This window comes from Acinetobacter sp. YH12145 (genome assembly GCF_013418335.1).
GTDB lineage: Bacteria > Pseudomonadota > Gammaproteobacteria > Pseudomonadales > Moraxellaceae > Acinetobacter > Acinetobacter amyesii.
Genome location: NZ_VPCE01000005.1, coordinates 1 through 19,567 on the forward strand (window position 1 = coordinate 1; position 19,567 = coordinate 19,567).

17 protein-coding genes and 1 rRNA gene are annotated in these 19,567 nt (G+C 42.4%); 11 read left to right on the top strand and 7 right to left on the bottom strand.

Annotated elements, in window-relative coordinates; genetic code table 11:
• From rrf to FTU80_RS05900, 5 genes are all read left to right on the top strand, one after another.
• A 5S ribosomal RNA gene (rrf, locus tag FTU80_RS05880) occupies positions 1-115 on the top strand.
• 158 nt (positions 116-273) lie between these two features.
• Entirely contained in the window at positions 274-1,473 is a 1,200-nt protein-coding gene (locus tag FTU80_RS05885) for an MFS transporter (RefSeq protein WP_180084498.1), read from the top strand.
• A 316-nt stretch (positions 1,474-1,789) separates the two neighbouring features.
• Positions 1,790-2,620, top strand: a complete 831-nt coding sequence (locus FTU80_RS05890; protein ID WP_180084499.1) for a M48 family metallopeptidase — start codon at positions 1,790-1,792, stop codon at positions 2,618-2,620.
• 229 nt (positions 2,621-2,849) lie between these two features.
• Positions 2,850-5,261: a YgiQ family radical SAM protein gene (locus FTU80_RS05895; protein ID WP_180084500.1), complete on the top strand. Its 2,412-nt coding sequence runs from the start codon at positions 2,850-2,852 to the stop codon at positions 5,259-5,261.
• 434 nt (positions 5,262-5,695) lie between these two features.
• A complete protein-coding gene (locus tag FTU80_RS05900; protein WP_078189487.1) occupies positions 5,696-6,238 on the top strand; it encodes a DUF2726 domain-containing protein in 543 nt (180 codons plus the stop codon).
• Between the two features lie 62 nt (positions 6,239-6,300).
• On the opposite strand, the gene FTU80_RS05905 is transcribed toward FTU80_RS05900, so the two are convergent.
• From FTU80_RS05905 to mdtD, 6 genes are all read right to left on the bottom strand, one after another.
• The gene (locus FTU80_RS05905; RefSeq protein ID WP_180084501.1) at positions 6,301-6,657 is read right to left on the bottom strand and encodes a RidA family protein; all 357 of its coding nucleotides are present in this window, start codon (positions 6,655-6,657) and stop codon (positions 6,301-6,303) included.
• A 29-nt stretch (positions 6,658-6,686) separates the two neighbouring features.
• Complete coding sequence (gene shiA, locus FTU80_RS05910; RefSeq protein WP_180084631.1) at positions 6,687-8,003, bottom strand: shikimate transporter; 1,317 nt, start codon at positions 8,001-8,003, stop codon at positions 6,687-6,689.
• 235 nt (positions 8,004-8,238) lie between these two features.
• Complete coding sequence (gene dinB / locus FTU80_RS05915; RefSeq protein WP_180084502.1) at positions 8,239-9,294, bottom strand: DNA polymerase IV; 1,056 nt, start codon at positions 9,292-9,294, stop codon at positions 8,239-8,241.
• A gap of 63 nt (positions 9,295-9,357) precedes the next feature.
• Positions 9,358-10,371, bottom strand: coding sequence for an MBL fold metallo-hydrolase (locus tag FTU80_RS05920; RefSeq protein WP_180008099.1), 1,014 nt, complete (start codon positions 10,369-10,371; stop codon positions 9,358-9,360).
• A 59-nt stretch (positions 10,372-10,430) separates the two neighbouring features.
• A complete protein-coding gene (locus FTU80_RS05925; RefSeq protein WP_180084503.1) occupies positions 10,431-11,216 on the bottom strand; it encodes a GH25 family lysozyme in 786 nt (261 codons plus the stop codon).
• Between the two features lie 77 nt (positions 11,217-11,293).
• A complete protein-coding gene (gene mdtD / locus FTU80_RS05930) occupies positions 11,294-12,685 on the bottom strand; it encodes a multidrug transporter subunit MdtD (RefSeq protein WP_180084504.1) in 1,392 nt (463 codons plus the stop codon).
• Positions 12,686-12,885: 200 nt separating this feature from the next.
• On the opposite strand from mdtD, the gene FTU80_RS05935 reads away from it, so the two are divergent.
• Together FTU80_RS05935 and FTU80_RS05940 are read left to right on the top strand one after the other, a co-directional pair.
• Positions 12,886-13,023, top strand: a complete 138-nt coding sequence (locus FTU80_RS05935) for a hypothetical protein (protein ID WP_180008096.1) — start codon at positions 12,886-12,888, stop codon at positions 13,021-13,023.
• A gap of 155 nt (positions 13,024-13,178) precedes the next feature.
• Entirely contained in the window at positions 13,179-14,144 is a 966-nt protein-coding gene (locus FTU80_RS05940) for a hypothetical protein (RefSeq protein WP_078189479.1), read from the top strand.
• An 86-nt stretch (positions 14,145-14,230) separates the two neighbouring features.
• Here FTU80_RS05940 and FTU80_RS05945 read toward each other — a convergent pair whose 3' ends face one another.
• Positions 14,231-14,851, bottom strand: a complete 621-nt coding sequence (locus tag FTU80_RS05945; RefSeq protein ID WP_078189478.1) for a TIGR00730 family Rossman fold protein — start codon at positions 14,849-14,851, stop codon at positions 14,231-14,233.
• 320 nt (positions 14,852-15,171) lie between these two features.
• Here FTU80_RS05945 and FTU80_RS05950 point away from each other — a divergent pair, with 320 nt between their 5' ends.
• The 4 genes from FTU80_RS05950 (at position 15,172) to FTU80_RS05965 (ending at position 19,509) form a co-directional block, all read left to right on the top strand.
• Complete coding sequence (locus tag FTU80_RS05950; protein WP_180084505.1) at positions 15,172-16,743, top strand: TerC family protein; 1,572 nt, start codon at positions 15,172-15,174, stop codon at positions 16,741-16,743.
• A gap of 130 nt (positions 16,744-16,873) precedes the next feature.
• Entirely contained in the window at positions 16,874-17,341 is a 468-nt protein-coding gene (locus FTU80_RS05955; RefSeq protein ID WP_180084506.1) for a YchJ family protein, read from the top strand.
• Between the two features lie 59 nt (positions 17,342-17,400).
• Positions 17,401-18,045, top strand: a complete 645-nt coding sequence (locus FTU80_RS05960; protein ID WP_078189475.1) for a trimeric intracellular cation channel family protein — start codon at positions 17,401-17,403, stop codon at positions 18,043-18,045.
• Positions 18,046-18,189: 144 nt separating this feature from the next.
• Complete coding sequence (locus FTU80_RS05965) at positions 18,190-19,509, top strand: MFS transporter (RefSeq protein WP_180084507.1); 1,320 nt, start codon at positions 18,190-18,192, stop codon at positions 19,507-19,509.
• The last annotated feature ends 58 nt before the right edge of the window (positions 19,510-19,567 follow it).

Here is a 19,567-nt window from a genome sequence, read left to right on the forward strand (position 1 = left end):
GCTGGCGACAATAGCAAGAGTGAACCACCTGATCCCTTCCCGAACTCAGAAGTGAAACCTCTTAGCGCTGATGGTAGTGTGGGGTTACCCATGTGAGAGTAAGTCATCGCCAGCTCATTATTCGAAACACCCCCTGACTAGTCAGGGGGTGTTTTTTTATGTGTGGAGAAAAGGGGCGAAGGAAGAAAACAAAGAATTCTTCATTCATTTTTATGTGATTTTTAAATTAAAGGCTGAAAGGCGTATACTATCCTTGTCATTGATGGAAAGCTCATGTCTGATTTAGCCTCAAATTCTCCTTATATTGAATATGGCACACGGCCATTTCTTGCCATTTTATTTTCTTTATTTTTAGCAGGCTTCGCAATTTTTTCATCGTTGTATTGTGTACAACCGATGATGCCCATCCTTGCGGATTATTTTCATGTCAGTCCGACACATAGCAGTTTTCCTTTATCTTTTTCTACCATTGCCTTAGCAATAGGGCTGCTTTTCACCGGTTTGATTTCAGATCGATTCGGCCGCAAGCCTGTGATGGTCACTGCTTTATTTTTGGCGGCGTCACTTTCAATTATCAGTTCCATATTTCCGCTTTGGGAAATATTTTTATTGAATCGCGTGCTGATCGGATTAAGTGTGAGTGGCGTTGCTGCAGTTGCAATGACTTATATAGGTGAAGAAATTGCGCAAAAAGATATAGGCTTTGCAATGGGCCTGTATATTTCAGGTACCGCAATAGGCGGAATGGGTGGTCGTCTCATTGCAGGGGTATTGATTGACTATATTAGTTGGCAAAATGCCATGATGATTATCGGTATCATTAATCTATGTATAGCCACAGCGTTCTTTTTATTACTTCCAGCATCTCAACATTTTCAAGCTTATCCCATTCGTTTCAACCGATTTTATGAATCTTTCGTTAAAAATTTAGTAGATCCTAAGCTTAGAATCTTATTCCTTCAAGGTTTTATCCTCATGGGATGTTTTGTCTCTATATTTAATTATATGAGCTACCACCTATTAGAAGAACCTTATCAACTTTCTCAAACTTGGATTGGGCTAATCTCCATAGCATATTTGGCAGGAATATATAGTTCACCTCGTGCTGCAAGTTGGGGAAAACGCTTTGGACGGGCAAAAGTTTTACCTGCGATGCTGATCATGATGTTGTTGGGACTGTTGATTATGCTCATTCCGGCATTTTGGTCAGTCATTTTGGGGCTGATTGTATTCACTTTCGCTTTTTTTGCAGCGCATTCCACGGCAAGTAGTTGGGTTTCGGTTCAATCCCTGCAGTACCGTGCCGTAGGTTCATCTCTGTATTTATTTTGCTACTACTTAGGTTCTAGTATTTTGGGTAGTAGTAGTGGTTTGGTTTGGGAGATGTCTGGTTGGATTGGGTTGACGAGCTTTATTGCTGTTATCTTGATGATCGGTTTATTTTTAGCAATACAATTGAATAAATTAAAATAGAAATATGTGAATAAGCTATTATTTAATATTCGTTTTACATCTATTTTTTAATATAAATAACGCTATAAAAATGGCGGAATTTACTATTTTTATGATTATACAACTTTGGTCTAATATGCCTTTTAAAAGGTGCCTCATAATAATGAAACGCATCACAATATAATAAATAAAATATTTTTGGTTATCATTTTTTAAAATATAATATATTTTCAAGTTTTTGATATTTATCATTTATATATATTTTTCGTATTTTTTTTCATTTATTTTTAGTTGGAATTATATATAGATCATCATTGGTTTTAAACTGAAGGTGATTATGAGAAATATAACTATTTTAATGATGGCTTTGGTTTTTATCTTAATCTCAGCTTATGCAAATACCACGAATTTAGGGACAGCAGGTGCAGAGCGTAAACAGTTTTTTATCGTTCCTCAAAAGTTATTAACTAAACAGGCGGATAGATCGTATCAACAATTTATTCATCAAGCGAAAGACAAACAACTTTTGATCATTGATCCGAAATTGGATCAGGTTTTAAATAAACTCAAAAAAAATGCGGAGTTTTACCGTCAAGGTTCGAGTCAATGGGATTGGCAAGTCAGTGGGAATTTAAATAAAGATTTAAATGCACATGGTTTTCCAAGTGGGAAAATTGTCATTAACACGGGTTTGTATTGGAGTTTAAAGCTGAATGAAGATGAATTGGCATTTGTGATGGCGCATGAAATGGCACATGCTCTGCGTGATCATCATCGTGAGAAGATTTCCCTGCTGTTTGCAAGTCAGGTGGCGATGATTTCTTCAACTGCGGGTATCGGTACGCTTGCTACTGCGGCCAGTAGTGTGACTGGGCAAGCTGTTTTTTTGCCTAAAGTTTCAAATTTTGAACTAGAAGCTGATGTCCTTGCACTTGATCTGATGTCGAAAGCGGGCTTTGACCCAAATGCAGCATTGAGTTTTTGGCAAAAATATCAGCAGGAAATGACACGCCGTCAAATGCTTGATGTAAAACCATTGATGAATCAAGACAGTATAGATAAGCGTAAGATTTATATTGAAAAATATTTACCTGAAATGCACATTCAATTTCAACAGGTGCAGGCTTTAATGTTGAATAAAAATGCGATAACTCATGGCACATTCTAGGTTGATTTAAACTAAAGCAAAGTTACAAATGATTTATTTAAATCTTGTTTTATAGTCGTGCTACAGCACTATTACATCTGATGTCTATATAAAACAATTCAATGATTCTGTAGCTATTGTATAAATTATAATCAAGCATGATGAATGGAATTCATGGTAAAATGATCGGCTTTCATCTTCTTTGATCTTTTTTCAGATCATTCCATCTGCCAGCCGAGAATTGCTAGCCATGTCTACTGCTTATACTATGCAGACTGCGCCAAAAGCGTTGTTTGATTACGACAAATATTGGGCGTCTTGTTTTGACCCTGCGCCATTTTTGCCGATGTCACGCGAAGAAATGGATCAACTCGGTTGGGACAGCTGCGACTTTATTTTAGTTTGTGGTGATGCGTATATCGATCATCCATCATTCTGTTCAGGGATCATCGGCCGTACCCTTGAAGCACAAGGTTTCCGTGTCGGGATTATTGCTCAGCCAGACTGGACCAATGTAGAAGCCTTCCGTGTATTGGGTAAACCAAATATTGCTTGGGGCGTTACTGCCGGTAACATGGATTCAATGATCAACCGTTATACGGCTGACCGTAAAATCCGTTCAGATGATGCGTATTCTCCTGATAATCAACCGAATAAACGCCCAGACCGTGCAGCAACCGTGTACTGCCAACGTGTACGTGAAGCTTATCCTGATGTGCCGGTATTGCTCGGTGGTATTGAAGCATCACTACGTCGTATTGCACATTATGACTATTGGTCAGACAAAGTTCGCCGTTCCGTATTGATGGACTCAAAAGCTGATTTATTAATGTATGGTAACGGTGAGCGTTCGATCACTGAAATTATGCATCGTTTGGCGCGTGGCGAAAAAATTCACGAAATTACCGATGTTCGTGGTACAGCATTTATTGTGAATAAAAATAACCGGGCTTCAAAAGCGAAGTTTGTTGAAATTGCATCGAATGATGTCGATGCAATTGGCCGTGTCGATCCGATCATTAACCCTTATGTGATGACCGAAGACCTTGAAGGCTGTGAAATCGAAAAAGGCAAAGACAGCGTTACGCAATATCAAGGCTTCCAAAAAGAAGCGGTAGCAAATCCGATTGTTCGTGAAGGTGATAACTTAGACGCCGACACGCAAATCGTGCAGCTGCAGCCTGCATCAAAAGCCATTAAGCATAAATTGCCGCCGCGTGAATTGGCGGTGATTCGTTTGCCTGCCTATGAAGATGTGGCGAATGATCCTGTGCTGTATGCACATGCCAACCGTATTTTGCATTTGGAAACTAATCCGGGCAATGCGCGCGCGATGGTGCAAAAGCATGGTGAACGTGATGTTTGGCTGAATGCGCCGCCGATTCCCTTGACTACAGAAGAAATGGATTATGTGTTTGACTTGCCGTATGCACGTCTGCCACATCCTGCGTATGGTGAAGCGCGTTTTCCTGCTTTTGACATGATTAAGTTCTCTGTAAACATTATGCGTGGCTGTTTTGGCGGCTGTACCTTCTGCTCAATTACAGAGCATGAAGGGCGTATCATTCAAAACCGTTCTGAAGAATCGATTTTGCGTGAAGTTGAAAAAATTCGTGATACCGCACCGGGTTTTACTGGGATCATTTCTGACTTAGGCGGTCCAACGGCCAATATGTACCGTTTGGCATGTAAAGATCCTGAGATTGAAAAGAACTGCCGTAAGCCGTCGTGTGTATTCCCGGGTGTATGTCAAAACTTACATACCGATCATGCGCCTTTAACCCAGTTATACCGTAAAGCGCGTTCATTGCCGGGGATTAAAAAGATTCTGATCGGTTCTGGTTTACGCTATGACCTTGCCGTGTTAAACCCAGAATATGTCAAAGAATTGGTGACACATCACGTTGGTGGTTACCTGAAGATTGCGCCTGAACATACCGAAAAAGGTCCATTATCGAAGATGATGAAACCGGGGATCGGGACCTATGACCGTTTCAAACAAATGTTTGATCGTTTCAGTAAGGAAGCAGGGAAAGAGCAGTATCTCATTCCTTACTTTATTGCAGCGCATCCGGGTACGACTGACTATGACATGATGAACTTGGCGATTTGGCTGAAGAGGAATGGGTTCCGTGCCGATCAGGTGCAAACCTTCTATCCATCACCAATGGCGACCGCAACAACCATGTACTACACCGGTAAAAACCCGCTGGCTAAAGTGGCGCGTTATACCGAAAATGTCGATATCGTGAAAGGTGAAAAACGCCGCCGTTTGCATAAAGCCTTCTTGCGTTATCATGATCCAAACAACTGGCCATTGCTACGTGAAGCGCTCAAAGAAATGGGGCGTCAGGATCTGATCGGGAACTCCAAACAGCATTTGATTCCGACGTATCAGCCTGCGGGTAGTGCTGAGGGCCAATACCAATCTGCACGTAAAAAGAACTCAAGCATTGCGGGTGATTCACAAAAACGTACAGGCGAACAAGGTAATCGGACTAAGGCTGCTCAATCGCGTCCTTCAAATACCAAGAAGCGTCCTGAGCGCGGTCAAATCTTGACGCAGCATACTGGTCTGCCGCCGCGTGAAACGGGTGATGCGAAAAAACCTTTTGGCGGTCCGAAACCCAAAGGAAAATCGAAGCCTAAATCACGCGCTTAAAATGATTAAATAAAAAAAGACACTTCGGTGTCTTTTTTTATGGCTGATATGCTCGGCAGTCTCAGACAATTTGCATTTTTATATGTTGTTACAAGCTCAATGCTATCTGTGCGTCGGTTATCTCAATGAAATACGAGCAAAATTTGACAGCTTATCGGAATTGTCTGACAGTGAGAGGAAATGCACTTGCTGTCGTTTTAGCGAATGATCTAAAGTATCCGTATATAGCAATGGATGCTATTACTCTGAACGAAGTGGCATGTGATGTTTAACGCTTTAAGTTTGCAACTTTTGGTCAGTTTAAATACGTATTGTGTGAAAGTTAGAGTTATTTTTTTTAATAGGAAATTAAAAAAATAATACTGGTTGTATACTTCGTCTTCATAAGAAGTATGTCAAAAACCAAAAATATAAGAAATATAAAGGATTATGAGATGACTATATACATAGTAATAGGGAGTATTTTACTCTTCTGTGTGCTCATAATGGCTTGGAAAAGTTTAGAAGGTGATTCTAAGCAACAAGATAGCGCATTGAAACAACGTGCTATTTTCAACATTAATGAGCAATTAACCTACACGCGTTTAAAAGAAATTTTGCCTAAGCATACGATCCTCGCGCATGTGTCTTTTGATGCACTGTTGACCACGAAATATTATCGTACGCGGAACAAGTATCGAAATATGGTGGCGGACTTTGTCGTCTTAGATGAACAGCATCAGATCTTGGCGATCGTCGCTTTAGATGATCCGATGGTGCTAAAACGGATGCAGCAGTCGCAATATCAAGATGCTTTGCTCGCTTTGGCAGGCTATCGGGTCATTCGTTATGATGATGTGCCTGAGTACGTTCAATTACGCGAAGATTTCTTAAATGAGCAGCGTGTACAAGCGCCATTTGTACCGGTTAATGATCTGAAAAAATATCATTTATATTCAGATTTGGAACGTAAAAAGATCAAAATTATTGGATCTTAGGGATTCAAAGAGCAAAATCTTTTGCAAAAAAAGCATGTCTTTATACATGCTTTTTTTAATGATTATTCAGGCTTAACGGCTACGACGGTTAATTCTACCAGTACACGCGGGTCGTATAATTTGGCTTCAACACAAGTTCTGGGTAATGCTTCAATGTCTGACACCCACGTATCCCATACCTCATTGAATGCGGCATAATCCTGTTCAATATCTTTAAGATAAATGGTCACTGACATAATGTGGCTTTTATCTGTACCGGCATCTGCAAGAAATTGATCAATGATCTCAAATGTTTGCTGTGTTTGTCCTTTGATGTCTAAATCAAGGTCTGTTGCCAATTGACCTGCCAAATGAACCAAATGACCAGAAATAGCGATTTCGGAAAAGCGTTTTGAAACATGCAGGCGTTGGATGGTCATGCGGAATATCCTGAAAGCAAAAAGAGCACTTAATCTTGAGTTTTAGGCATCGTAGCTGCAACTAAGGCCGTCAATAAACAGCCGACAGCAAGGTAGATTGCCACATAATGCCATGAACCATCACCCCAAATCACCAAAGCTGCCGCAATCATTGGGGTAAAGCCACCACCGATAATACTGGCCACTTGATAGCCGACACCTGCGCCACTGTAGCGATAGGCGGTACCAAACAAGGAGGTAAAAATCGGTTGGTGTACACTCACCACCATATCATGGGCAATATTGGCAAGGAAAATTGCACCGACAATAATCAGCCAAGTATTTTGAGCATCAAGGGCCATGAAGAAGGGAAAGGCCGATAGCGCACCAATTAAGCCACCCAATACACACATCTTACGATGATCAAATCGATCTGCTAGCCACGCAAAGAGGGGAATGCTGAAGCAGCTAATGGCACCAACCATTAAGGTGATATTCAGGAAGAACTGTTTGTCCATGCCCAATTGAGCGGTGGAATAATTCAGTGCAAAGTTCGTCACCAAATACATGGTGAGTAACTCGGTCAGGCGCAGCGCAATAATGTAGAAAAAGGCTTTTGGGTGTTGGCTAATCGCTTGCAGAATCGGTAATTTTTGTGGCGTTTGTTGAGCTTTGACCACATGGTCGACAAATTCTTGAGATTCGTCTTGATCACGTCGAATCCACATTGCGATAGCCAGCAAGACAATACTGGCAATAAAGGGAATTCGCCACGCCCAATCAGCAAAAGCATCTTCACCCAAAGTGGCAATAATCAAAGACACAGCGCCTGTTGCCAGAACGAGTCCGACGCCATAGCCAATTTGTACACCACTGCTGTAAAAGGCTTTTTTGCCTTTCGGGGCATTTTCAACTGCCATCAGAGCAGCGCCGCCCCATTCTCCACCGACCGCAAAACCTTGTATTGCCCGAAGTGTCACGAGCAGGATCGGGGCCCACCAACCGATGGCCGCAAAATTGGGTAATAAACCAATGCCGATCGTCGAAATGCCCATCAGGATGACGGTGAGCACCAACATTTTCTTACGACCCAGCTTGTCACCAAAATGTCCAAACACAATGCCGCCTAAGGGGCGGAACAAGAAGCCAACGCCAAAGGTCGCCAAGGCTGCCAAGGTTCCCATATTGTTGCCAATACTGGGGAAAAACTGATCTTTGAAAATGAGTGCGGCAACAATGCCATAAAGTAAAAAATCGTACCAATCGACTACGGCACCAATGAAGCTACTTAATGCGGCTTTACGCGCACGTTGTTCTTGATTTTGTGAAATATTTTGAATATTTGGAGCAGTTTTTGCAGAAGGCATACAGCGGGGTATTCCATGATTGACAACAGAGTTGCCCTGTAATATTCGGATTTGATCGTCACGCCAATCACAGGACAGCATGCTGAAAGTAAAGGTGATTTTCAGCATCTCAGCGCATACACGGATAATGTAGTGCGCTGATAGAGTACTCTAATTTTAGGCTTTGTGAATAGCAAATTGCTTTAATTTTGTTCTTCTGCCTAAATCTTAAGCAAATACGATCTTCTTGAAGTTTTTAGAGCAGCGAAAGTTGTGCTTCTTGGTTTTGCGCACTTAATTGATAGACACCTACGCCAATCAGACGAAATTGATCGTCCTCAGAAATATGCATTTCATGAAGTAGTTGCTGCAACACCTGCGCAAGGTCTTCACGCTGATTCAGCGATGTTTTAAAACTTTTACTGTGCTGTAGCACTTGGAAATTCTTCAGTTTTAATTTGGCCGATACACCACGTGCGCTTAACTGCTTTTTTTCTAAACTAGACCAAACTTGGTCAATCAGTTTGGGCCAATAGGGCTGACATTGGCTCAGGGTGAGATCATCATCAAAAGTGGTTTCTTTGGAAATCTGCTGACGCTCGCGGCTAGATTGGACCGGTCGTTCATCAATCCCTTGTGCATACAGATAAAGTTGTCGTCCATATTTACCGAAATGATGAATCAGAACGGCTTCTTCAATTTGTTGTAAATCACCCAATGTATTGAGTTGCATGGCTTTTAATTTTTCTTGAGTCACTTTTCCCACACCAGGAATTTTTTTCAGTGCCAAGTCATGGATGAAATGCAGAACTTGTGAAGGTTTGATAATACAAATGCCATTGGGTTTGTTCCAATCAGAAGCGACTTTAGCCAAAAATTTATTGGGCGCGACACCTGCGGAGGCAGTTAGACCAGTGCTTTGTAAAATCTCTGCCTGAATTCGCATAGCGACTTCGGTGGCGCTCGGAATGTGTTGTAAATTTTCTGTGACATCCAAATAAGCTTCATCTAAAGATAGCGGTTCAATCAGCGACGTATAGCGTTGAAAAATGGCATGAATTTGCGCCGAAACGGCACGATATTTTTCAAAATTAGGTTCGATCACCACGACCTGTGGGCAGAGTTTACGGGCCTGTGCCATCGACATTGCTGAGCGTAAACCAAACTCACGTGCAGGATAGGATGCGGCACAGATGACTGCACGAGGGTGATGTGAAGACACAACAACAGGAAGCTGCTTGAGTTCTGGATGTTCCCGCAGCTCTACTGATGCAAAGAATGCATCCATGTCGATATGTATGATTTTCCTCATGCCTAGTTAGATCAGTGCCTGAAAATTGAATGTCAGTATCGCACAGTCAATCTAGCGCTTTCCTCAATTTTTTAACTCAAACGACACAGGTTGACTGAGTAAAACCACCTTGGTGTTTTGAGCTGCTGCCGACTGTATCAATAGATTTAGGCTTTGAGGGGTGTCATCGGCAAAGCGAGGTAAAAATTCGAGCTCTGGATTCAGTGGTTTGAAAAAATTATCCCAATGAATTGGAATCACGGTACTAGGTTGAAGAGTCGCTAAGGTTTCTTTGAAATATTGCTGTTGAAACGCTGCCGTTTGCTTGGAAAGCTGAGCGATGCCTAAAAATAAGGTATCGACTTTTAGTTTTTGCAACTGTTTGGGCACAGCACCTGTACTGGCTTTGACTAAACTGTAATGCGGCCCATGTTGGATGAGATAATCATATGATCCACCTTCTTTAAACTGATTAAAATGTGCAGGGAGTTGCAATGGCTGCGAAATTTCTTCCCCCAAATCATCATTAACGGCCGTTGGCGGAGTATGTTGCGAGGGGATCGCAGTAATGGTGAATTTACCGATTTGCATCGGTTGCCAAGCTTGAACTTCGTGCAATTGTGATTCAGCGATTGGCATCGCCCGTGCAATATTTAAGGTGCTTTTAGAGCCGACAATCATGGCCTTGGGGAGCTGGTGGGCCAACATTGGAATATCAAGCGCATGATCATAATGTGAATGAGTTACGAAAATAGCACGTGTGCGTTTTAAGTCGTATTGGTCGATATAGCTGTGTAATAAAGGTCGATCACTTTGAATCTGAGTGAATATGGTCCGACTGAGCGATGGACGAGTAAAGAAGCCATCGATGAGGATTTGCTCTTGGCCATCGTCAAACAGTAAAGTCGAAACGCCAAAGAATTTGACGTGATAGGGCGCCGCTGAGTGAGTATCTGCAGTGCTTTGTGCGGGAAGTTGATAATGCCATGTTTTAAACGCTGCCAAGGTCCCTGAAGGTTGGATCAAATATGCCAATATCCCGATGGCGAGGATCATAAAGACTGAAAATATAATAAGAAAAGTTTTTAAAATACGCATCCTTCGACTCAGTTTTCATGGATTATTTGCTTCGATGTTGTCCTGAGTCGGTGAATAAATCAACGGGGTTTGATCGGGGAAACGCCATTTTTGTCTAAAAAATCAGTCCATGCCTTGGCATCACCTGAAAATACATTTAAATCGACGGTGGTCGAGATGCCTTGAATTTGTCCTTGATTGGTATGTTGCCAAATCAGCCATTTCGGATTGTTTTTTAGATCGGGTAGGCCTTTATATTCGCGGACCCACAGCGGCGTCTGTTTAAACTCGCCAGCTAAGACAATATTATAAAAAGACTTCGAAGTATAAAAAATCGGTTGTTTGCCATAATGGCGGTGTAAGCGATCATGCATATAAGTGATTTCTTTGAGTAACTGCTCTTTGCTATAGGTGTTAATGCAGTTGGTGTCATATTCCAAATCAATCACGGGAGGAAGGGCATCGGCTTTTTTCGGCACGGAAGCAATAAAATTTTCCGCCTGAATCTTGCCATCACGGCACAGACGGTAAAAATGATAGGCCCCAACTAAAAAGCCGTTTTCCCGTGCTTGTAACCAGTTATCTTGAAATTTTCGATCTTTAAAATCACCACCCTCTGTGGCTTTAAGATAAACAAATTGGTATTTTTTAGGTGAAATTTTTGACCATTGAATATCTTTTTGATGATGGGAAACATCAAAGCCTTTGACGGGATATTCTTCTGCAGATGCAGGGCGATGCGGCATCACGGCTAAATAACCTAATCCAGCCACCACCATGACGCCGCTGATAGCGCTGAGTGCAATAATCGGGCTGTATTTTTTGAGTGAACTTTTAGAGGTACGTGATTTGGCTTTTTTAGGCATGAAAATGTATCCAAGTATCTATTTTATCATAACCCTTTAAGGGCTGATCTGTCATAGATTTGCCCGATGACACAGGTTTAGACATCCACATGTTTAGGAATCTGCCAAAAAATCGCTGCGGTAATCAGGTTAATACAGCCGAGTAAAATCAAGGTGCTATGGAATGCCGTTTCGATTTGTGCAGGACCATAATAGGCCGTAAACACGTTGACTAAAGTCCCTGCCAAAGCCACACCAATACTCATGGATACCATCATAATCATCGACAAGAAACTGTTGCCACTGCTGGCATCTTGTTGGGGTAAATCTTTGAGGGTTAAGGTATTCATCGAAACGAATTGCAGCGAGTTTAAAATACCAAAAATAAAAAAGTGTAAGGCACGTAACCAAGTGGGGGTTTCAGCCGTAGAGAGTGCAAAACTGCAAATACAGGCGCCGACCAAGAAAGTATTTACCAATAACACTTTGCGATAGCCAAAGCGTTGAATAATTTGACGAATAATCGGTTTTGATGCCAATGAACCGAGTACAGTCGGTATCATCAATAAACCTGTGATAAAGGGCTCAAAGCCAAAAGCCACTTGTAGCATTAAGGGAATCAAAAATGGCATGGCATTGCCGCCAAGGCGGGCAAAGAAGTTGCCGATAATGCCGATGGCATAGATCCGATTTTGAAATAATTTACTGCGAAACAGCGCATTGGCGTGGGTATGTGCATGAACGGCATAGATCAAACTGGCGATGATGCCTGCAGCGACCAAAAGCAGGCTCCACCATAGCGGAAGATGCGGGCTGGCAAAGTTTTCAATGCCTAACGATAAACCCACCATGGCGACGACCAATAAGAAAAAACCCATAAAGTCGAAGCGTTGTACGCTCGGTTCGGTCACATTGGGCATGGCTTTAAAGGTAATAAGAACCCCTAACAGCCCCATTGGAATGTTTATTAAAAAGATCCAATGCCATGTTGCGACTTCCACCATCCAACCGCCAAGGGTAGGGCCAATTAAGGGGCCCATCAAACCGGCAAGGCTCATCAGACTCATAGCCGATAAAAACTGTGTCCGAGGAATCACTTTGAGCATTGCCAAACGCCCAACAGGTAGCAGTAATGCGCCACCTATGCCTTGAATTACCCGATAAACCAGCAGCTCATTCAGGCTATTGGCCATGCCGCAGCCTAGCGATGCTAACGTAAAAATAATAATGGCTGTGAAATACGTATTTCGTACACCAAAGCGATCGGCCAACCAACCACTTAAGGGAATACACGCCGCAACGGACAAGACATAGGCCACGACCACACTATGCATTTGTAGCGGGTCTTCGCCCAAACTTCTTGCCATAGCAGGGATTGCTGTATTGACGATGGTCGTATCCAGGCCTTGCATAAAAAAGCCAATAGAGACCAATAGCACTAGAAGTCTAAATTCGGGTTGTAAAGCCTGATGCGTTGGCGTGCTATTCATAAGTCAATAAAGCTGAGATTTTTAAACAGTTTAAATGAATATTGCCATTCGGATGTAGTAAAAGCTTTGCATAATTGAGCCAAAAAATTGCAAGAAAAATGCAATGAAAGTTTAATCTCTATGCAATCTAATGTTTATAACTTGGTCATATTTTAATAAAAGACGAATGAAAACATGAAACTACAAATTTTGGCACTGATGTGGTTAAACAAGGCGATGTGGGACCTGAAGGTCTGATTTTTATTGCCGCCAAAGATTCGCCCAATGCTCAACCTTTGTTGGTGGTTGGAAATGAAGTGAACGGTAGCACTGCGGTTTATCAGATTAAATTGAAATAATTAAATTTTAAATTGTTGTTTTATCTAAATTTTTATTTTAATGTCGAGAAAAGCACGGCACAAAATTGTATGAACGCCAGATAAACTGTCATAATGCGCTCAAGTCCTTCATTTATTGGAGGGCTTTTTCTTTATGGCAAAGGTGTTTTGTTTTCATGACAATCGAAATTCTGATGGTCATAGGCTTCTGTCTCGCGGCCTATTCTATTGTCGGTAATGATGTGCCACAGACATTGGGAACCTTTATTTCATCCAATGCGCATCGCCCTTGGTGGCTGTTGTGGATCTATGTCAGCAGTATTTTAGCCATTGTATTGGTTTATGGTTGGTACAGTTCTGGTGTGGGGGATGCATCTTATGGTCGTTTAGAAACGATTCCATTTCCCGCAGAAGGGGTCACGTGGCTCTATATTGTGCCACCGATCTTACTGATCATTTTGACTCGCTACGGAATTCCGGTCAGCACCACATTCTTAGTGTTAACGATTTTCTCTCCGAGTAGTCTTGGGTCGATGTTAACTAAGTCGATGATGGGTTATGCGGTAGCTTTTGTTGTCGCGATTATTGTTTATCGTTTTGTGATTAAAGGCATCTCGGTTTATTTCAGTAAAACACGTGATGAAACCCCCTCGAATATTTGGGTGGGACTACAGTGGGTTTCGACTGCATTTCTATGGAGTCAGTGGCTGATTCAGGATTTGGCCAATATTTTTGTCTACGTCCCTCGTCAGGTGCCGCTGGAGTTCCTGATTTTTGCAATTGTGGTGTTTATCGTACTGCTTGGGATCATTTTGTACCAACGTGGCGGGGCGATTCAGGGCATTATCGACACCAAAACGGGTGTGGCTGATATCCGCTCGGCAACCATTATCGACTTTATGTATGCTTTGATTTTATTGGTGTTCAAAGAGTGGAGTAATATTCCAATGAGTACCACTTGGGTATTCTTGGGCTTACTTGCAGGACGTGAATTTGCTATGTCCATGCATTTACATGAAGTGAATAAATATCGAACTTCACGAAATGTCAGCAAAGATGCGATGAAGTTGATGCTTGGTTTACTGATGAGTATTTTCTTAGCGACAACCTTGCCATGGTTCTATCGTGTGGTGTCGGGTTAAGTCGGCACGATCTTGATTTGAAGTAGGACATCGAGTAATAAAAAAGGGGGAATGATTTATTCCCCTTTTTGACATCTAAAATACAGTTAGACCACGAAATTTTTCGGGCAATCTAAATTTTTCAGTGCACTAAAGATCTGCTTAGAAGAATTACATACGATCAATTTGGCACGATGCTGCGGCGGCAAGAAACCTTCAGCGACCGCATGGTCTAATTGTGCAATTAGTGCATCATAGAAGCCATTGACGTTATAAAGCATCATCGGTTTTTGGTGTTGATTCAACTGTCCCCAAGTAGCGATTTCTAGAATTTCTTCGAATGTACCGAGACCACCGGGCAGAGCAACAAAGGCACTTGCACGTTCTGCCATCATGGCTTTACGCTCATGCATACTGCGCACGACGTGTAGTTCAGTCAAATGATTATGTGCAATTTCATAATCCAACATAAACTCAGGAATCACACCCACGGCTTCGCCGCCATGTTCGACCACAGCGTCAGCAACTTGACCCATCAGGCCAATACTGGCGCCACCATAGACCAGACCAAAACCATGTTCAGCCAAGCCTTGCGCTAATGCGATGGCTTTTTCTTGATAAATTGGATTGTTACCAGAGCGGGAGCCGCAATACAGTGCGATTAAAGGTTGTGTTGTAGCAGGAGAAGGATTACCACGTTTTTCTGTCATTTTTAATCCGCTATTCATTACGTTTTAATTTTACCTTAGCATGTTATTTTTTATGACACTACATTGGCAGCTAAATATGACAATTTAATGTCATCACTGGGTTTAAATTCTTCCATACTGAGATTGTACTTTGGTAAAAAAGGGTGAATTTTTACCTTAACTTGCTATACTTAAAACTTCATTTCAAGCTAAAGAACCGTCATGGGTAGTGGTTGTTGTCACTCAGCACACATCAAAATATTAGAAAGAACGCCATTAAAAGCGTTTGCGCATGTCCAATGCATTTCATCTTCAAATCAGCATGATCTACGTGTGAATAACATTCAGGAGATACAATTATGATCTTTGAATGGATGTCCGACCCATCTGCATGGGTGGGTTTATTGACACTGGTGGTGCTTGAGATTGTTTTAGGTATCGATAACCTGGTATTTATTGCGATTCTTGCGGAAAAATTACCGCCAGAACAGCGTAATACTGCACGGATTGTCGGCTTATTGCTTGCATTGTGTATGCGATTGGTCTTACTGGCCTCGATTGCATGGGTGGTGACTCTAACCAATCCACTGTTCCATATTTTTGACCATCCATTTTCCGGTCGAGATCTAATTTTACTGTTTGGTGGGGTGTTCTTACTGTTTAAAGGCACCATGGAACTGCGTGAACGTCTTGAAAACAAGCCTATGCTAAAGGAAGAAAATCCTGTGCATGCGACGTTTTGGATGGTGATTGTGCAGATTGTGGTGCTCGATGCCGTGTTCTCGCTCGATAGCGTGATTACCGCTGTCGGGATGGTGAAACACCTTTCTGTCATGATGATGGCGGTCATTATTGCTGTCGGCATTATGCTGTGGGCATCTAAACCACTGATGAACTTCGTGAACCGTCACCCAACGGTGGTGATTCTGTGCCTGTGCTTCTTAATGATGATCGGTTTCTCGCTCTTGGTCGAAGGCTTTGGTTTCCATATTCCAAAAGGTTACTTATACGCGGCCATTGGTTTCTCTGTCATGATTGAGTTCTTGAACCAAACCATGCGTCATAATCAGGAAAAAATGGTGACAACCACAGACTTACGTTATCGCACAGCCTCAGCAGTGATGCGTATGCTCGGTGGGAAAAATGTTGCAGACAATCAAAATGAAAATGAAGATGTGCTTGCAACACGTGCTTTTGCTGATGAAGTCTTTGATGAAGACAATGGGGTTTACCACAGTGTCATGGTACAAGGGGTACTGGGTTTATCTGAGCGTCCAGTAAAGTCCGTGATGACACCTCGTCCTGAACTGGAATGGATTGATTTAGATGAAGAACCTGAGGCGATTCGTGCTCAATTACTCAGTACCACGCATTCACGTTTAATTGTGGCACATGGTGAGCTTGACAATATTGCGGGTGCGGTACTGACTCATAAAGTCATGAATGACTATATTGAAACGGGCGTACTCGATTTCGAAAAACATCTCCGTGAGCCAGTGGTGGTGCATGAAAATGCTCAAGTTTTGATGGTGATGGAACAGCTACGTCAAGCGCCGTTGCAAATGGCCTTGGTGTTAAACGAATACGGTTCAATTGAAGGGATTGCAACACCGATCGATGTCTTAGAAGCGATTGCAGGTGAGTTCCCTGATGAAGATGAACCAGAGACGGCAGCAGAAAGTCTCGATGATGGTTCATTGTTACTCGATGGCTCAACTGACATTCGTCACGTGTCTTTATTGTTGGGTCGTGATTTGGTGGATGATGCTGAACAGTATTCGACACTGTCTGGATATATCTTATTCCATTTGGGCCGTTTACCAGCCAATGGTGAAAAATTCAAAGCAGATGAACACATCTTTGAAGTGGTCACGATGGATGGCCATAAGATCGAAAAAGTGCATGTCATTCCCATCCCAACTGAAGATTAAGCTGAGGTCAAGAGAACATTCAGCTTAATCTATATAGATCAATATTGATTCACATACTGCTGATGAAAATTGTGTGGAAAGATCCGTTAAAATAGCCTGCATTGTCAGGCTATTTTTTATGGAAACAAATATGTCACAAGTCCAGTGTCCATGTGGCAAAGGTGAGTATGCTAGCTGTTGTCAGCCCTTACATGCGGGGCGTGAAAATGCACAAACTGCAGAGCAATTGATGCGTTCACGTTATAGTGCATTTGCACAACATGAGATTGATTATATTGTACAAACAACTGCGCTTGGACAGCAGCAAGCCTTGGATGTGAGTGCCATTGCAGCGTGGAGTCAGGCCAATCAATGGTTAAAGCTCGAGGTGGTACAGGCTCAAGAAAAGCTCGATAAAAATCATGCTCAAGTTGAATTTAAAGCCCATTATCACGATGGGCAGCAAGCGCAGGTACATCATGAAATTTCACACTTTGTGAAGTTCGAGCAGCGCTGGTATTTCCTTGATCCGACCGCAGAGATGCAAATCACCATGAAGCAGCCGTGTATTTGTGGTTCTGGACGAAAATTTAAACAATGTTGTGCGCAATTTTTATAACATTTGAGCAGATTTAGCTTAGAATAGCGCGCATCTCAACCCTCAGTGGAAGAAGGGCGATGTTACTTACCGTTATTTATATTATCGCAATCACGGCAGAAGCAATGACAGGTGCATTGTCTGCGGGTCGGCGGAGTATGGACTGGTTTGGGGTAACATTGATTGCCTGTGTCACGGCACTGGGGGGCGGTTCGGTTCGTGATGTGCTGCTTGGGCACTATCCACTGACGTGGGTTAAGCATCCTGAATATCTCATGCTGACCTGCTTTGCTGCATTTGTCACCATCCTGATTGCAAAGTGGATGCGTCATCTTCGTAATATTTTCTTGGTTCTCGATGCCTTGGGTCTCATTGGTTTTACCATTATTGGCTGTCAAATCGCTTTAGAAATGGGACATGGTTTTGTCGTTTCTGCGGTAGCAGGGGTGTTAACTGGGGTCTCTGGCGGTATTTTACGAGACATTCTATGTAACGATGTCCCGCTGGTGTTCCGTCGTGAACTTTATGCCAGTATTTCTTTTGTGTCCGTGATTTGTTATTGGCTCTGTATTGAGATTGGCTTATCGCTAGAATTAACCGTCATTGCGACGCTCATTTTCGGTTTCACCTTACGTCTGATCGCCATTTACTTTGGCTTAGAAATGCCTAAATTTATTTATAAAGATGATGATGATCAGTCAGTATCTTCAAAAGATTTGTCGTAGCCGCGTTGCTATAACATCACATTAAAATGCTAAAAAGACGGATCAATGGTCGGTCTTTTGCATGGATCTATACTAAAAAACGCAAAATCATACATCCTGTTGGGAAAGCAGTGTTCATCCTTCCACCAGTTCAGAGATCTTGTTATGGACTTAGTCTCACGTATACAACGCTTACCCATCGGTAAGTTTCACTACACTTTACTTTGGGTTATTGGCCTTGGCTGGATGTTTGACGCCATGGATACGGGACTCATTTCCTTCATCTTAGCGAAAATGGCTGAAGATTGGGCCATGACGCCAAATGATAAAAGTTGGGTGGTCTCGATTGGTTTTGTTGGGATGGCGATTGGTGCGGTGTTTTCTGGTGGACTAGCAGACCGCTTCGGTCGAAAAACAATCTTTGCATGGACATTGGTAATTTATAGCTTAGCTACCGCTGCATGTGCATTTGCACCTAATCTAACTTGGTTGTTGGTATTTCGTTTTATTGTTGGCCTAGGTTTAGGTGGACAACTCCCAGTCGCGGTGACTTTGGTCAGTGAATATATTCCGGCTCATGTACGTGGACGTTTTATTGTCTTACTAGAAAGTTTTTGGGGGCTGGGCTGGTTGGTTGCTGCATTGGTATCACGCTTTATTATTCCGGATTTTGGTTGGCATGCAGCGTTCCTGATTGGCGGTATTCCTGCGTTATATGCAATCGTGATTTGGAAAATGGTGCCCGAATCGGTGCCTTATTTAATCAACCGTGGACGTTTTGATGAAGCGCATGCATTGGTGAAAAAGATTGAAGCCAAATGTGGTGTGGAAGTTGTTGAAATCTTTGAAGTCAAACCGGTTGCAGAAAAGCACAACATCAGTTTTTCACAGTTATGGTCAGGGATTTTTGCACGTCGTACTTTAATGCTGTGGCTCATTTGGTTCGGTATCGTCTTTTCTTATTACGGTATTTTTACATGGTTACCAAGCTTATTGGTCAAAGAAGGCTACACCATTGTTCAATCCTTTGAATATGTTTTGGTCATGATTTTGGCACAATTACCGGGTTATATTGCAGCTGCATGGTTGGTCGAAAAATTAGGTCGTAAAGCTACGTTGGCGGGCTTCATTGGGATGTGTGCCATTTCGGCATATTTCTTCGGTCAGTCTGGCAGTGTGACAGAGATTGTGATTTGGGGCTGTTTAATGTCCTTCTTTAATCTCGGTGCTTGGGGCGTACTTTACACCTATACACCAGAACAATACCCGGCCAATATTCGTGCCTTTGGTTCGGGCTGGGCGGGTGCCATTGGTCGGATCGGGGGCATTGCCGCGCCTTTTGCTGTGACACATATGATGGATATGGATCATGGTTTTAGCTATGTATTTATGATGTTTACTGCAGTCTTAATTGCAGTTGCCGTGGTGATTCTGGTTTTAGGTGAAGAAACCAAGGGTAAAACTTTAGAATCCATCGGTCTATAGAGACTGTTGAATTTTTAGTTGATCATGGTGAATAAAATGGATATTTTTACGCCATAAG

Excerpts from the sequence above, each read along its gene's own strand:
- FTU80_RS05885 (WP_180084498.1), top strand. The coding sequence starts at position 274 with ATGTCTGATTTAGCCTCAAATTCTCCTTATATTGAATATGGCACACGG.
- FTU80_RS05890 (WP_180084499.1), top strand. The coding sequence starts at position 1,790 with ATGAGAAATATAACTATTTTAATGATGGCTTTGGTTTTTATCTTAATC.
- FTU80_RS05895 (WP_180084500.1), top strand. The coding sequence starts at position 2,850 with ATGTCTACTGCTTATACTATGCAGACTGCGCCAAAAGCGTTGTTTGAT.
- FTU80_RS05900 (WP_078189487.1), top strand. The coding sequence starts at position 5,696 with ATGACTATATACATAGTAATAGGGAGTATTTTACTCTTCTGTGTGCTC.
- FTU80_RS05905 (WP_180084501.1), bottom strand. The coding sequence starts at position 6,657 with ATGACCATCCAACGCCTGCATGTTTCAAAACGCTTTTCCGAAATCGCT.
- shiA (WP_180084631.1), bottom strand. The coding sequence starts at position 8,003 with ATGCCTTCTGCAAAAACTGCTCCAAATATTCAAAATATTTCACAAAAT.
- dinB (WP_180084502.1), bottom strand. The coding sequence starts at position 9,294 with ATGAGGAAAATCATACATATCGACATGGATGCATTCTTTGCATCAGTA.
- FTU80_RS05920 (WP_180008099.1), bottom strand. The coding sequence starts at position 10,371 with ATGCGTATTTTAAAAACTTTTCTTATTATATTTTCAGTCTTTATGATC.
- FTU80_RS05925 (WP_180084503.1), bottom strand. The coding sequence starts at position 11,216 with ATGCCTAAAAAAGCCAAATCACGTACCTCTAAAAGTTCACTCAAAAAA.
- mdtD (WP_180084504.1), bottom strand. The coding sequence starts at position 12,685 with ATGAATAGCACGCCAACGCATCAGGCTTTACAACCCGAATTTAGACTT.
- FTU80_RS05940 (WP_078189479.1), top strand. The coding sequence starts at position 13,179 with ATGACAATCGAAATTCTGATGGTCATAGGCTTCTGTCTCGCGGCCTAT.
- FTU80_RS05945 (WP_078189478.1), bottom strand. The coding sequence starts at position 14,851 with ATGAATAGCGGATTAAAAATGACAGAAAAACGTGGTAATCCTTCTCCT.
- FTU80_RS05950 (WP_180084505.1), top strand. The coding sequence starts at position 15,172 with ATGATCTTTGAATGGATGTCCGACCCATCTGCATGGGTGGGTTTATTG.
- FTU80_RS05955 (WP_180084506.1), top strand. The coding sequence starts at position 16,874 with ATGTCACAAGTCCAGTGTCCATGTGGCAAAGGTGAGTATGCTAGCTGT.
- FTU80_RS05960 (WP_078189475.1), top strand. The coding sequence starts at position 17,401 with ATGTTACTTACCGTTATTTATATTATCGCAATCACGGCAGAAGCAATG.
- FTU80_RS05965 (WP_180084507.1), top strand. The coding sequence starts at position 18,190 with ATGGACTTAGTCTCACGTATACAACGCTTACCCATCGGTAAGTTTCAC.